Annotated in this window: 12 protein-coding genes; 6 read left to right on the plus strand and 6 right to left on the minus strand. The window is 36.0% G+C overall.

Features of this window, described 5'->3' with window-relative positions; genetic code table 11:
- Positions 1 to 7: 7 nt before the first annotated feature.
- The 4 genes from BLS38_RS08550 to BLS38_RS08565 all read right to left on the minus strand — a co-directional run bounded on the left by BLS38_RS08550 (position 8) and on the right by BLS38_RS08565 (position 3,342).
- Positions 8 to 370 (minus strand): response regulator, encoded by a 363-nt coding sequence (locus BLS38_RS08550; protein ID WP_092748612.1) that lies wholly within the window; start codon positions 368 to 370, stop codon positions 8 to 10.
- Between the two features lie 40 nt (positions 371 to 410).
- Entirely contained in the window at positions 411 to 782 is a 372-nt protein-coding gene (gene pilG, locus BLS38_RS08555) for a twitching motility response regulator PilG (protein WP_092748615.1), read from the minus strand.
- 376 nt (positions 783 to 1,158) lie between these two features.
- Positions 1,159 to 2,799: a hypothetical protein gene (locus BLS38_RS08560; protein ID WP_092748617.1), complete on the minus strand. Its 1,641-nt coding sequence runs from the start codon at positions 2,797 to 2,799 to the stop codon at positions 1,159 to 1,161.
- Positions 2,800 to 2,985: 186 nt separating this feature from the next.
- The gene (locus tag BLS38_RS08565) at positions 2,986 to 3,342 is read right to left on the minus strand and encodes a hypothetical protein (protein ID WP_092748619.1); all 357 of its coding nucleotides are present in this window, start codon (positions 3,340 to 3,342) and stop codon (positions 2,986 to 2,988) included.
- A gap of 519 nt (positions 3,343 to 3,861) precedes the next feature.
- Here BLS38_RS08565 and yccS point away from each other — a divergent pair.
- Entirely contained in the window at positions 3,862 to 6,015 is a 2,154-nt protein-coding gene (gene yccS, locus BLS38_RS08570; RefSeq protein WP_092748621.1) for a YccS family putative transporter, read from the plus strand.
- Between the two features lie 38 nt (positions 6,016 to 6,053).
- Here yccS and BLS38_RS08575 read toward each other — a convergent pair whose 3' ends face one another.
- A complete protein-coding gene (locus BLS38_RS08575; RefSeq protein ID WP_092748623.1) occupies positions 6,054 to 7,280 on the minus strand; it encodes an MFS transporter in 1,227 nt (408 codons plus the stop codon).
- A 491-nt stretch (positions 7,281 to 7,771) separates the two neighbouring features.
- On the opposite strand from BLS38_RS08575, the gene BLS38_RS08580 reads away from it, so the two are divergent.
- The 3 genes from BLS38_RS08580 to BLS38_RS08590 all read left to right on the plus strand — a co-directional run bounded on the left by BLS38_RS08580 (position 7,772) and on the right by BLS38_RS08590 (position 11,214).
- Positions 7,772 to 8,266, plus strand: a complete 495-nt coding sequence (locus BLS38_RS08580) for a DUF4159 domain-containing protein (protein ID WP_092748625.1) — start codon at positions 7,772 to 7,774, stop codon at positions 8,264 to 8,266.
- Positions 8,267 to 8,277: 11 nt separating this feature from the next.
- Positions 8,278 to 8,904, plus strand: coding sequence for a hypothetical protein (locus tag BLS38_RS08585; RefSeq protein WP_092748627.1), 627 nt, complete (start codon positions 8,278 to 8,280; stop codon positions 8,902 to 8,904).
- A 501-nt stretch (positions 8,905 to 9,405) separates the two neighbouring features.
- Positions 9,406 to 11,214: an aminopeptidase P family protein gene (locus BLS38_RS08590; protein WP_092748629.1), complete on the plus strand. Its 1,809-nt coding sequence runs from the start codon at positions 9,406 to 9,408 to the stop codon at positions 11,212 to 11,214.
- A 110-nt stretch (positions 11,215 to 11,324) separates the two neighbouring features.
- Here BLS38_RS08590 and BLS38_RS08595 read toward each other — a convergent pair whose 3' ends face one another.
- On the minus strand, positions 11,325 to 12,734 hold the full coding sequence (locus BLS38_RS08595) for an FAD-binding oxidoreductase (RefSeq protein WP_092748631.1): 1,410 nt from the start codon (positions 12,732 to 12,734) through the stop codon (positions 11,325 to 11,327).
- A gap of 88 nt (positions 12,735 to 12,822) precedes the next feature.
- Here BLS38_RS08595 and serA point away from each other — a divergent pair, with 88 nt between their 5' ends.
- Complete coding sequence (gene serA / locus BLS38_RS08600) at positions 12,823 to 14,055, plus strand: phosphoglycerate dehydrogenase (RefSeq protein ID WP_092748633.1); 1,233 nt, start codon at positions 12,823 to 12,825, stop codon at positions 14,053 to 14,055.
- A 67-nt stretch (positions 14,056 to 14,122) separates the two neighbouring features.
- Positions 14,123 to 15,016, plus strand: a complete 894-nt coding sequence (locus BLS38_RS08605; RefSeq protein WP_092748635.1) for an EamA family transporter — start codon at positions 14,123 to 14,125, stop codon at positions 15,014 to 15,016.
- Positions 15,017 to 15,019 lie beyond the last annotated feature (3 nt).

Here is a 15,019-nt window from a genome sequence, read left to right on the forward strand (position 1 = left end):
CTTTTAATTAAACAAGGTTAGCTTCAATCACACGAATGAGTGCATCTTCTTCCACTGGCTTAGTCAAGTAGTCTTTAGCACCTTGGCGCTTTCCCCAAACTCGGTCAGTTTCTTGGTTTTTAGTACTCACAATGACTACAGGAATATCTTTAGTTTGCTCAGTACGTGTAATTTGACGTGTCGCTTGAAAACCATTTACACCAGGCATGACAACATCCATCAAAATCAAATCTGGCATTTCTGCTGTCGCAAGCGTCACCCCATCTGCACCGTTACTTGCTTCTAGAACATCATAACCATGCTTAACTAGAATTTCTTTAAAACGAAATACTTCTGTTGGTGAGTCATCAATAATTAAAATACGTTTCACGTTATCCCCGAACTTAAAATCAAAAGCGTTATTACAAATGTTACGACTTTACATGTGTACGAATTGCATCAAGCAATTCATCTTTACTAAATGGTTTGGTTAAATACTCATCAGAACCTACAATTTGCCCTTTAGCACGGTCAAATAAACTATCTTTACTTGATAGCATAATAATAGGTGTATTGCGATATTGCTCTGAATTTTTAATTAATGCACAAGTTTGATAGCCATCTAAACGGGGCATCATGATGTCAACAAAAATAATGTCAGGATTACTTTCAGTAATTTTAGACAACGCTTCAAAGCCATCAACAACGGTGACAACCTCAAACCCTTCTCGTTGCAATAAAGTTTCAGCAGTACGTCGAATTGTTTTTGAATCATCGATGATCATTACTTTAAGACCGCTCATCTTGTCTCCCCTTTAGTTAAATGATCTCATTCACTCACGCATAGTTTGTCTGTTTCTTAAACTAGACTTTTACATATCATGTATTAAATATGCATTTTGCATAGGCTTCAATGAGTAAATTGCCTTTCAATAAAATAAGACATTTAAAACGAGACTCAATTCACATAAAAATACAAATCAAATACTCATGAAACTTTCTCACAAGTAGCACTTCGATTTAAATCAAAAATGCCATTTACAATCATTAAAATACACTGTTAAAACGCAACTGTAATAATCAATTTACATAAGCAATAATGGTGCCACTATAAATGATATATATAAATGTTTAATGACAAACACCATATATATTTTATATGGTGTTAAAAAAACCGAACTAAGCTACCGCCTGTAACTGTTGTGTATTATTTAGAGCAACAGTAAACATATCTAGCATAATTGGTTGATGGTTTTTCATTTCTTTAAGTGCAATATCAATACTTGCATAGACACTCAAAAGTGTTTTAATGTCATTTTCTTTAATGATGATTTGCTCTTCGAAACAAGTTTCAATAAAACGAGCACTATTAAGCGCAGCTTGATAAATAGAGTCATTGTCGAAAACAAATCGTGCTGCACCTGCGATTTCATCTAACAACGTTGGTAGTGTCGCAATTAAATTTTGCTCAGGGGTTACTACATACTGCATCAACTGATTTGAACCCTCATCGATTAAAGATTGTAACTCTTGCGATAGGGTTTCATAAGCATCGTCTAAACGATCTAAAGCAATATTTTGATTAACAACTTTATAGCGTAGTAAACGAGGTGTTTTTTGTCGTGCATAAAGGCGCAAATGGTTTAAGGCACTCAATAAACTTTGCATCAACTGATTGACAAGTGACTCTTGTTTAATTTGAGTAGGGTTTTGCAATAACGGTAAGTACTGCTCTAAGTCACTTGCAATATCATGCATATTTAAAACACTTAAGATTTGCTTAATTGCGAGTGCTTGCTGATGTAAAACACCTAAACGTTCTGTACTTAAGTTTTGATACTTAACTTCTAACTCTTGATAAATTGCAGTAATCTCTTCGGTAAGCAATTGAGTAATTGTTCTCACCGTTTCATAATCTGCAGAAAATAATTTCTTGCGCAACCCACTCAAATCACGATCAGCAATGATATGGCCACTATATTCCAATTGTTCTTGTAACTTCTCAGAGACTGCTGAGTCTTGTGCCAAACAAATATAAATAATATTGGCAACTTCTGACATACTCGGCTTGAAATTTGATTTGGTTAAAAAATTATCAATATTTTTTTCGATTTGTACAAATATTCGTAACCGTGTAACATTTAAAAAAACATCATTAATGTGTGCAAATAACTGATATACCAATTTCCAATAGGAACTACTTGGCTTATTCATTGAAAGATGAACCAAATGTTCACCGACTGCTTTCAATGCATGACTATTCAGCGTAGATGTATTTTGACGAAATAATTGCTTTAAACAGATTTTATATAGCTGATGAACATACACAGATGACTCTGTAATTTGCTCTCCATCAAAAGCAACCTCTGGAATATGATCTAATACTTGCTCTAAGGCAGCAGCCTCTGTTGTCTTCGGCAAATGAAGTTGTTGCTCTAATGCATTTAAATCACATAATAAAAATTGGGGAATACTTTTTTCTTCTAAACAACTAAAATCAATATAGCGTTTCGCACTAAGTAATGCATGGCTGACAACAAATGCATTTCGCTGCTTAATATGTTCTGGCTCTTTCGCCATTTCAATAATTAATAGTGCACTGTATTCAACGACCTTTGATAAATTATATTGCTTAAGCAGCAATAGAACCTGTGCACACTGTTTTAAATGTAATAAGGCATCATCAAGCTCTAAAGGTTCTTTACGTTCCTCAATCAAACTGGTTACGAGTATTTCAATTTGCTGAATAGACCGCTCTATTTCAGATTTAACCATTAACAGTGAGGTTGGGTTGAAAGATACTGTTGTTTGATCAGCCATGAAAGATACCTATTTTAGACAGTGTGCAAAATATGTTTATCACTTTATAGCATATCTTTAAATAATACTGAGCTTAAATATGAATAAAATCAGTGTTTATTATTCTATAGAAAAAATTAATGGCTATAATCTATAAAAAAAGGAAGTTACTTGAACTTCCTTCCCTCTCTCTCACTCAAAACTAGCTTATGAAAAGTCGAGTTGATTATCGAATTTTTTTAACACATGACGTGCCATTGCAAGGTTTGCTTTCTTACGGTCTAAAGCGATATATAAAAACAAATCTTTATTACCTTTGAGCGGACGAATAAGATGATATTGTTCAGCCAAGGTAATTAAAATGTCCTCAATTGAGTCATCTAAGCCTAGAGCTTTTGCAACCTCACGCTTAGCACGTATCACCTGAGTATTACCTGCAGACGCAATATCTATATCTAGCCCTGTACCTTCAGTGGCAAGTGGCATTCCACTTTCGCTATCAACTAAAGAAGCTGCGATGAAGCCGTCTAACTCATCACTTAATATTGCTAACTTAATTGCCATGATTTACTACTCCAAAATTAAAAGACTGTAGATTAAAACAATCAACTAAATGTCTTTTAAAGATCGTGGATTTAATCCACAAAAACATGTTATTGCTACTCAAAAACTCCTTTCAAGTCACAATAACAACCTAAAACTTCACTCACTGCATCAGTTGACTTTATATATTTATACTTATTAAGTGCAATTTGGGAGAAAAACAATCGTTCCTGTTAAATTGTGACAAATTCATCACAAAAAAAATAACAAAATACATTTCTATTATACTATAACCATGAAAACAAACAACCAAATAAAATTATTTTTTAATACTAAGTGGGCAGTCATTATATTACTAATGCTGTGACACAAATAACAAAAAACGTCATAGACGATATATTGTTTTTCTTTAAAACGACTTAAAATATTATTTTTAAATAAATTACCATCTATAATCGCATTAGATATTATAAATATATTTGACTTTTTATATTAAAAAGCAGACTCTAAAAACTTGTTTGATTGGCTTATAAAAAAACCATGCACTGGCTTATACAATGTATCAAACGCTATACTTCAAATGCCATTTTCATGTATTGCTGGCAAATCTTGATTGTTTTTTTGGGTACGACCTTAGTACTTTACTACATAGGTTGTGAAGAATATATTGTACCTGTAACACTTGGTGCAATTGCTACAGCACTTACCGACTTTGATGATCGATTAAGTGTAAGATTACGTAGCTTAATTTATGTATGTTGTTTATTTTTTATTACCAGCAGCATTCTAGAAACACTCGCAACACAGCCTATCTTTTTTATTACCTACCTCTCCTTATCTAGTGCATTTTTTATTTTACTGGGCAGTTTAGGCCAACGCTATGCAGCCATTTCTTTTGGCACTATTTTATTGTCAATTTACACCATGTTTGGCTTTGGTGAATACACTACTTGGTATTTTCAACCCATCTGTTTTGTTGCAGGTGCAATTTGGTATAGTTTGACTTCAATTATTTTTTATTTACTCAAACCCACTTTATTTGTACAAGACAGTTTATCACAAACATTTTCATTACTATCAGAACTCCTTCACCACAAAGCCAAGCTATTTGACCCAGACAATACCAAACAAGATATAGAACAACAACTTTATGAGCTTTCTGGATATAACTCAAAATTGGTACAACAATTAGATATTAATAAAACTGCTCTACTGACCAGACTCAAAGCATCACGTGCCAATAAAAATACAATTTACTGGTTAAACCTACACTTTTTTGCACAAGATATTCATGAGCAAGCCGCTTCAAACTACTTAAACTATGAAAAAGTGGGTTTACACTTTAGTCGAAGTGATGTGATTTTTCGTATGCAAAAAAATATTCATTTAACTGCGAATGCATTTGAAGACCTTGCACAAAGTATTTTACAACAACAAACTTACGATATCTCAGAACAACACACGACCGTACTTTTACACCTTGAACATGCTGTACATGACTGGATTAATCAACATCCGTATAATATTGAAGTTAAAAATTTACAGCTTATCTCTGGTAATTTACGTCGAATTTACGAACAACTAAAGCATCTTAATGACTTGACCATACAGCAAAATATTGTAGAACATCAAACGTCAGACAATATCAATTTACTAGACGGTGACATTCAAGACTGGCAAGATCTTATTTTAAAATTCAAACAACATCTAACACCACAATCATCTTTATTTCGCCATGCGGTTCGGATTGCTTTTGTTTTTTTTGTTGGCTATCTCATTTCATTGTTACCTTTTGCAAAACATGGTTATTGGATTTTACTGACCAGTTTATTTGTCTGCCAAGTCAGCTATTTTGCGACCAAAGCACGTTTAAAAATGCGTACACTCGGAACCATTTTAGGTGTAATTATTGGTCTGCCTATTTTATATTTTATACGTGACACCCCTACACAGCTCGTACTGACTGTCATTTGTGCAGTATTGTTTTTTTATTTACGCGTAAAAAAATATGCAATTGCCACATTGATGGCAACGCTCATGGTATTACTTATCTTTAGTATTAAAGGTGCTGCTTATGAAATTATTATTCCTAGAATTGTCGATACACTCATCGGTTGTTTTATTGCTTGGGTTGCTGTGAGCTTTATTTGGCCTGATTGGCACTGCAGAGACATCTCAAAAAATATCAAAAATAGTGAACGTGCAACCGTAAACTATTTAACAGAAATTAGAGTGCAATATCAGTCTGGAAAGAATAATAGCATGCAGTACCGTACAGCACGACGTTTTGCGCATAATACTCAAACTGAATTGGCAAATATGATTTCTAGTTTAAGTGCAGAACCCAACCCAGACACCGAATTAATTCATCATGCTTTTCGCTATTTGGTGTATAGCCATAGCCAGCTCAGCTATATTTCCGCATTGGGTGCTCAACGCAACTTAGTCACAGATACCCAAGTCCTCACACTCATCCAATGGTGTAATGACACCATGCAAAATGTCTTACTTAATGAACAAGGGCTATCTACAATACAAATTAATGAGAAAACTTTAGAAGTAGAACAACTCTTTCAACAAGAGCGACTTTCCGAACATTTACAATTGGTGTTAAAACAAATCAACTTATTGCTAGAATCATTCCCCGAATTTATTAGCTTGCGTAGCTACCTTTTAACACGTGATATTAAATAAAAAAGAGGCCAATCATGGCCTCTTTTTTATGACTTAAACTAAGCCTGTTTTTTGCGTTTTTGCATTTCTTTGATCAAAGCACGGCGTGGGAATGTAAACCAAATTAAAATAACCACAATACTCATGAGCAAGTAAGCTGCCATATGAAAATGACTATATAAAATACGTACGACTTCAATTCCTACAAAAAAGCATGTCATATTCAACATAGACATAGAAGCTGCAACTGTACCTTTAGGTAGCTCAGATGATGCAAATGCCGAACGAAACACTACGGATACAGCAATACCCTCACCAAAACTTACGAGTGTTAAGCCAACAAGCAATAAGGGAATGACCAATGCTGGCCAAATCAATGCTGTGCTGGCAATTACAGCACCAAGCAACATAATAGGAAAACCAACAAAGATGGTTTTTCCTAACTCATAACGATCTACAACTTTAATTAAAACAATATTTCCTAAAATAAGACCTGCAAAAACAGGAATTTGAAAAAGGCCATATTGTAAGCTGGATAGTTTAAGTTCATCGACCAAAATAATTGGAGAAATTGCAATCCACAACATTAACGGCAATACAACCAAAGGTAATGCTACAGCCAGACTTAAAAAATGCCTGTCTGAATAAACTGCTTTAAAGCCCTTAAACAATTCAGGTAATGTTTTTTGCTCGTGTACTGTCGGCTTAATTTCAGGCATTGCCTGTTTCAAACCAAACCAGCTGATTAAAGAAATCAAAGCAATAAATACAAAACCCCAATGCCAAGAAATATGACTAATTAAAAATGCACCCAACACTGGCCCTAAAAGCGGTGCTAAGAGTGACAAATTCGTCATCAGTGCCATGACTTTGACTGCATCTTTTTCTTCAAAAGACTCTTGTACAGCTGCATAACCAACTGCAGAAACAATGGTCAAACCTGAGCCTTGTAAAAACCGCAGTATTAAAAATTGCGACATATTTTGTGTAAACAGAATAAGTACGCAACTTATTGTAAAAAACAATACACCTGCCAAAAGAACTTTTTTTCGGCCATAACGGTCAGATAGTGGTCCGAATAACCATGCTACACAGGCACCACCTAATAAATAAAGTGACATTGCCGATGGCGCTAAAGTCGTACTCACACCAAAATACTGTGTGATAGGTAACATCGCAGGCTGAATTAAATCATTACCAATATATGTCGCAAGCTCAAATAGAACCAATGCGAGAGGAAACATTAAAGTCGTTCGATTTAATGTTCGTGTAGGAGCATTTTGCATGTTTATCTAATAACTGAGGTACAGTTTTTACCAGCATGCTATCTCAATAACATGGGTGACTACTGCACTAAAATGACTGGAATATACTCAAATCTAAAGCACGATGATTATTGTTTTAAACATATAAAAGCAACAATGTAAAAACTTACATCAGCCCGTTTTGACTGTTTTAAAGTGGCTGAACCTTAGCATATATGTACAAAAAGGTCGAACAATTTTGCAACAATATGCGAAATGTATTTTATGTGACAAATATCACACATTATCTATATTGTAGGCAAATATGCCCACAATTTAGTGAAAAAAGATGGGCATTTTTAACATTTACAAACATATAAGATATATATAATAATAAATACGTGATAAATATGTCACACAAAAATAAATATTGGTTAAATAATTAACATTTTATTTAATTTATATTATTAATTTCACTCAAATGAAACCAATATTTATTAAATATACATTTAAACCTTTTAAAGGAGGTCGCAATGATTAAATTTGCTAGAAATATTTTATTGTCCACATTATCTCTTTTGGTAATCTCTCCATCTATTTTTGCTGCCGATGAAGTGCCATACGGCCAACCAGATAAACGTATCATTTATACAATGAATGGCACGTCAGGATTTGTTTTTAATCAAATCAAACCAGTCTCTCAAATTAATAGCCAAGGCTATGAAATGATCTTTGTTGACAGTAGCGTTAACTTATCTAAGAGTCAGATTAGCCAACTACAAAACTACCTAAATCAAGGTGGAACTATTATTGTTGATGCCAAAGCGGGTACTGCTACAGCACAAAATGTTGCAAAAAGCATTGCAGGTTTTTCAATAAACTCTGAAGCCATCATGATTTCAAAAAGTAGCCAACCGGAGGGAGGATATAACGTTACCCCAATTTCATCTTCAGCTTTCGGATCTAAAGCATCTACAAATGGCGATACGAAAGTAGCGAATACTGTAAATGATGTATTTGGTTTATAAAGGAGATAAAAATGAAGATTAAACATATTGCAATTTCTCTTTTAACCCTTATTTCTACACCAGTTTTTGCTGATCAGTGTGAATATCCTCATAATGAACCTGCTCTTTTAGGTGATGGTTCAATCAAAATTATACGGCAACAAGCACGTAATACGTGGGATGATTGGGTTTGGCGCGGTAGACAATCAGATGGTCAACCATTCCGTTGCCCATCTGTTGGTACGCAAAGCTGTATGTATATGTGGAGTAAAGCTCAAACTACAGGTTATAGCTGGGCTGTTGGTGGTACTTTTAATGCTGACAAAATACCCGTAATTGGTGCATTCTTACCAGGCAGCATCAATGGTAACTACAGTAAAAATAAGAGTATAACAACTACATTTGGATGGAACGTAACTGTTCAACCTGGTTATTCTGCAGAACCTATTCAAGTAATTCAACGTCGTTGGATGCGTGGTGTATATAAAGGTGCATTTGTACAAACAGGTGGTATGTGTTCTGGTGCACCTGATTGGGCTCATGCAATTTGGCCTAAACGACACAGTATGTACCGTTGGGATGCAAATAGGATAACCGGTAGTTGGTCATCTAATATTGAAGTTGGTAAATTTGCTACCTATCATATTTACAAATACTAATTTATAAATATAAAAAAAGAAAAGCTTAAATAATTAGGCTTTTCTTTTTTAAAATATCTAAATCAGATAGTTAGAATTCATTAAAAGTATTAATAACTTATGTGAATCGTTATTTTCCTAACTAAATCTATCTATAGAAAGATACATGTACAATAAGCTACTCGTATTTAATTACTTTTAATTTTAAAAAATCATCATATCAATCTTTATTATAAATACTGAATTTCGTTTGAAGTCAAATAAATAGAAGTGATACTCATATCAAATAGGATTAGTTTCCCTACTTCATTACATCAAATTGAACTAATTTTAGCTTTCAAATAATATTTGCGCTTAATAAAAACTAAAAAATCCCCTTTGTTAATCACGTAAAACAATACAAACCATACAGATAAATTAGACGAAACAAACAGATCGGTGTATCTTACTAAAACAAGAATGCTTCAAAAATAACCCATATTTTTAACCTAAATATCTTTCAAGCAATGAAGGTTGATACTCATGACAGACTCGTCTACACCCAATCAAAAATTACAACAGTTACGCCAGCATATGGAATTACACCATATCAATGCATATATTGTACCTAGTGCAGACCCACATCTATCAGAATACCTACCTGCTCACTGGCAAGCAAGGGAATGGCTTACTGGTTTTACAGGCTCTGTAGGTACATTGGTCGTCACGCAAGAAGAGGCCGGATTATGGGTTGATGCAAGATATTGGGCACAGGCAGAAAAAGCACTTCAAGATACAGAGATTAACCTTAAAAAATTAACAGCAGACCCAGAGTCACACTATACCCCTTGGCTCATTCACAAACTCGACGCAAATCAAATTGTAGCAATTGATGGCCGGATACTTTCATTAGCACAATTTGAACAACTTTCAAAAGCATTAAAAGAAAAAGATATTGCATTACATACCATTAAAGATTTAGTTGACCCAATTTGGTCAGACCGTCCAGCGTTACCTAAAAAACCCATTTACGCAATGCAAGAAGGTCTTAATGCACTTTCGCTTAAAGATAAAATTGCTGAAGTCTGCCGTTATCTGAACGAACATGGTATAGATGGCCATTTTATTTCTAGCCTTGATGATATTGCATGGTTACTCAATTGCCGTGGTAGTGATGTAGAATATAACCCAATTTTTTTAGCACATTTATATATTGCTCACGACAAAACCACGACCCTATTTATTGATCAAGATAAATTACCTGCTGAAGTCAGAGATATTCTTGATCAAGAACGTATTCATATTCACAATTACGAAGACAGTGCTCGCTTTTTAGCACACCTCGAAACTACAAAAATATTAATTGACCCAAACAAAGTGACGCTATATCACGCACATGCGATTCCAAGCAGTGTCGAAGTCATCCAAGCCACGAATCCAAGTACATTTTTAAAAGCATGTAAAGCACAAAGTGAAATTGAACACATCAAACATGCCATGTTGAAAGATGGAATAGCACTGTGTCATTTCTTTTACTGGTTAGAGCAAGCACTTAAAAATAATGATGCCATCAATGAACTCACGATTGATGAAAAAATTACTCACTTTAGAGCACAACAAGAAGGCTTTACAGGGTTAAGCTTCCCAACCATTGCAGGCTTTAATGAAAATGGTGCTTTACCACACTATCGTGCAACACCTGAATCTTTCTCACAGATTCAAGGTGATGGCTTGTTACTCATAGATTCTGGTGCACAATATCATGAAGGAACAACAGACATTACCCGTGTTGTGCCGATTGGGACACCTTCAGTAGAGCAATGCCAAGACTATACGTTGGTACTAAAAAGTAATATCGCACTGTCACAAGCTGTATTTCCAGAAGGACTTGCTGCCCCACTGCTTGACAGTATTGCACGCCAACCACTATGGCAACACCAACTTGACTACCGACACGGTACAGGCCACGGCGTAGGCTTCGCACTGAATGTACATGAAGGCCCACAAAGTATTTCATATCACACACCTATTAGTACAAATGTCGCTATGCGTGAAGGCATGATCACTTCTATTGAACCTGGCCTATACCGTGAGCAACAATGGGGGATTCGTATTGAAAACCTTGTCGCGAATACGTTGGTCAGTACTGAAGATCTTGGCTATGGACAATTTTTAAAGTTTGAAACACTAACACTCTGCCCGATTGATACCCGTTGTATTCAAGATGATCTCATTACTGTACCTGAGAAAGCTTGGCTCAATCAGTACCATGAGCAGGTAAGAGCTGTGCTTGGTGAACACCTTGAAGGTGACGTTAAAGCATGGTTAATCGAGCGTACTCAAGCCATTTAAGCATTAAAAATAAAATATAAAGACGCTTTCAACAGTACATTTGAAAGCGTCTTTATGTGACATCATTTAGTCAATGAGAAATTCAGCATTTCACAACAGATAATTTGCATTTATAAATCAAATAATTTACCCGGGTTCATCACTGTATTTGGATCAAATACTTGTTTAAGCGCTTTCATATATTCAATTTCTTCAGCACTGCGTGTATAAGACAAATATGGCTTTTTAGTCATTCCTACACCGTGTTCAGCTGAAATTGAACCATCATACTTTTGTACAGTATCAAATACATGTTGATTCACCACTTGGCATTTGGCAAAAAACTCATCTTTGCTTAAATCTTGTGGTTTTAAAATATTTAAGTGCAAATTCCCATCACCGATATGACCAAACCAACATACTTCAAAGTCTGGATAATTTTCTTGTACAATGGCATCAATATCTTTAATAAATGCAGGTACGTGTGTTACCAGCACTGAAATATCATTTTTATACGGCGTAAATGGGGCAATCGACTCAGAAATATCTTCACGTAAACGCCATAGGCTTTCCACTTGGTCTAGGCTCTGACTCAGTACGCCATCAAGCACCCACTCTTCTTCCATGCAGTGTTCAAAAATTTCCATCGCCTTGTCCATAATCGGTTCATACGGCGCTTCAAACTCAAGCAATACATAAAATGGACATTCGGTATCGAATGGACGTTGCACATGACCATGATCTAAGACCTTTTGCATGGCAACTTCACCAAAAAATTCAAATGCAGTGAGATCTATTTTACTTTGAAATGCATGTAAGATTGGCATGACTGCATCAAAATTAGGGACACCCAGTACCATCACTTGTAAGTCTTGCGGTTGGCGATCTAATTTAATTTCAGCTTCAGTCACAATACCTAATGTACCTTCACCACCAATAAATAAATGCTGTAAAGCATAGCCTGTGGCATTTTTAATCATGCCTTTATTAATGCGTAAAATATCACCTTTACCTGTAACAACAGTCAGCCCTAAAACCCAGTTACGTGTCATACCATATTTAATGACTTTAATACCGCCTGCATTGGTGGCAATATTTCCACCCATTTGGCTTGAACCCGCAGAAGCAAAATCTACTGGGTAATACAGACCTTGCTCTTCGGCATAATGTTGTAATTGCTCAGTCACCATACCTGCTTGAATACGCACCATACGGTCTGCTGGAAAAAAATCTAAAACCTGATTCATTTTATCTAAGCTAATAACAATTTCGCCATTGGCAGCCACTGCACCGGCAGATAATCCTGTACGCCCACCCGATGGCGTAATGGCCAACTGATGTGTATTGGCCAACTGTACAATCTGTTGTACTTGCGCTGTTGACGTTGGAAATACAATGACAGCAGGTTTGGGATCAAAGTGTTTGGTGTAATCACATCCCCACGTCTGTAAACTTAAATCATCTGTCTTAATACGGCTTTCGCCCACAATAGCGCTTAGTTCAGTCAGTAATTGTGGCGATAATGGTGCTGCAATATTCATCAAGGCAAACCCAGCAAGAAATAAACAAGTTGTTACGCATTATGTTATCATACTGCGACCAACATTTGGCCTTTCTAGCGGAGCCGTAATGAGCCAACTTCTTTCTCTTGATAAAGACAAAATTCGTTTTTTATTACTAGAAGGTGTACACCAAAATGCAATTAATACGTTAAATGCAGCTGGTTATACCAACATTGAATACCATAAAACTGCCCTTGAAGGGGATGCTTTAAAAGAAGCAGTAAAAGATGCTCACTTTATTGGTATACGTTCGCGCACGCAACTGACTGAAGATGTTTTCTCAGTCGCAGACAAATTAATTGCTGTAGGTTGTTTTTGTATTGGTACCAATCAAGTTGACCTTGATGCTGCCATGAAGCGTGGTATTCCTGTATTTAATGCACCTTTTTCAAACACACGTTCAGTAGCTGAACTCGTTTTAGCAGAAACAATTTTATTACTTCGTGGCGTACCTGAAAAATCCATGAGCTGTCACCGTGGCGGTTGGCAAAAAAATGCTGTAGGCTCATATGAAGCTCGTGGTAAAACGCTAGGTATTGTCGGCTATGGCTCAATTGGTTCACAATTGTCTGTTCTTGCTGAAAGCTTAGGCATGCATGTCATTTACTATGACACAGTGACCAAACTACCTATGGGTAATGCACGTCAAGTCGGTTCACTCGATGAACTACTAGAAACTGCAGATGTCGTCACGTTACACGTGCCAGATTTAGCATCAACACGTAACTTTTTCACTAAAGTACAGTTTGATAAAATGAAGCAGGGCTCAATTTTTATCAATGCTGCACGTGGTACATGTGTGGTCATTGAAGACCTTGCAGATGCGTTGAAATCTGGTCATATTGCAGGCGCTGCTGTAGATGTGTTCCCTAAAGAACCTAAAGGCAATAACGAAGAATTCCAATCACCACTTCGTGGCTTAGACAACGTGATTTTAACCCCTCACGTGGGTGGTTCAACCGTTGAAGCTCAAGCCAATATTGGCTTAGAAGTGGCTGAAAAATTTGTCGCTTATTCAGATCGTGGAATGACACTTTCTGCAGTCAACTTCCCAGAAATTGCTTTACCATTGACTGAAGGCAAACATCGTTTACTTCACATTCATAAAAATGTGCCGGGCGTGCTGTCTAAAGTAAATACGCTATTTGCTGAACAAGAAGTAAACATCTCAAGTCAAACCCTCATGACCAAAGGTGATGTAGGCTACTTGATTATGGATGTAGATGCCTCAGCGTCAAAAGAAGCGCTAGACATGCTACACCAAGTACAAGGCACCATTCGTATTCGTGTTTTATTCTAAACACCAATATTAGACTAAAAAGCCACAACGTTGTTGTGGCTTTTTTCTTCACTCATAACGGTGCAAGATGCAAAATTCTCAACATAATCACTATGCAAGTGCAGTTGTACTACTCATTATTGCTATTTTCAGTATTCAACTCGGTAGTTCTTTTGCTAAAGTTTTATTTCAATCACACCATGTCTTAGTCGTTGCAGTGATGCGATTAGGTTTTGGTGCAATCATTTTGGCTTGTTTTAGCAAACTGTGGCAAGTGAAGTTTCATCATATTGTCTGGAAAAATATGCTGATATATGGCGCATCACTAGCAGCCATGAATGCACTCTTTTACCTTGCCTTAGCACGCTTACCGCTTGGTATTGTTGTTGCAATTGAGTTTCTTGGGCCCTTAAGTGTTGCACTCTATTACGCCAAACAAAAAACAGATTTTATTTGGGTGGGACTCGCAGTTATTGGCATTGTATTATTAATTCCATTTAAACAAACACAACATAGTTTTGATTGGCTTGGAGCCCTGTATGCACTAGGTGCAGGCGCTGGTTGGGCTTTTTATATTTTATCAGCCAAAAGAAATACAGGAATATCTAATCAACATACTGTAGCAATTGGAATGATGCTGGGTGCATGTCTTATTTTACCTTTTGCATCTCTTACAGGGACTATCAATAGTATTTTCAATATCCATGCTTTGGGTTATTTTTTAGTGGTCGCTATACTTTCTGGGGCACTCCCCTTTTCACTCGATATTATAGTTCTCAAACGCTTACCTCCGTTAGTCTTTGGTACAATGACCAGTCTAGAACCTGCTATTGCAGCGATGATTGGCTTTATCTTTTTACATGAAACACTACTATTTACGCAGTGGATTGCACTATGTACGATTATTAGTGCCTCTATTGGTTGCACCTACTCAGTACAGCGGAGTAAAAAACAACAAATCTCAGAGATAAAACAACTTTAAATA

The sequence above is a fragment of the Acinetobacter boissieri genome, assembly GCF_900096955.1.
Taxonomy (GTDB): Bacteria; Pseudomonadota; Gammaproteobacteria; order Pseudomonadales; family Moraxellaceae; genus Acinetobacter; species Acinetobacter boissieri.

Bases quoted from the DNA above. Each gene is read 5' to 3' on its own strand.
- pilG (WP_092748615.1), bottom strand. From the start codon at position 782: ATGAGCGGTCTTAAAGTAATGATCATCGATGATTCAAAAACAATTCGA.
- BLS38_RS08590 (WP_092748629.1), top strand. From the start codon at position 9,406: ATGACAGACTCGTCTACACCCAATCAAAAATTACAACAGTTACGCCAG.
- BLS38_RS08595 (WP_092748631.1), bottom strand. From the start codon at position 12,734: ATGAATATTGCAGCACCATTATCGCCACAATTACTGACTGAACTAAGC.
- BLS38_RS08580 (WP_092748625.1), top strand. From the start codon at position 7,772: ATGATTAAATTTGCTAGAAATATTTTATTGTCCACATTATCTCTTTTG.
- BLS38_RS08605 (WP_092748635.1), top strand. From the start codon at position 14,123: ATGCAAAATTCTCAACATAATCACTATGCAAGTGCAGTTGTACTACTC.
- serA (WP_092748633.1), top strand. From the start codon at position 12,823: ATGAGCCAACTTCTTTCTCTTGATAAAGACAAAATTCGTTTTTTATTA.
- BLS38_RS08575 (WP_092748623.1), bottom strand. From the start codon at position 7,280: ATGCAAAATGCTCCTACACGAACATTAAATCGAACGACTTTAATGTTT.
- BLS38_RS08565 (WP_092748619.1), bottom strand. From the start codon at position 3,342: ATGGCAATTAAGTTAGCAATATTAAGTGATGAGTTAGACGGCTTCATC.
- BLS38_RS08585 (WP_092748627.1), top strand. From the start codon at position 8,278: ATGAAGATTAAACATATTGCAATTTCTCTTTTAACCCTTATTTCTACA.
- yccS (WP_092748621.1), top strand. From the start codon at position 3,862: ATGCACTGGCTTATACAATGTATCAAACGCTATACTTCAAATGCCATT.
- BLS38_RS08560 (WP_092748617.1), bottom strand. From the start codon at position 2,799: ATGGCTGATCAAACAACAGTATCTTTCAACCCAACCTCACTGTTAATG.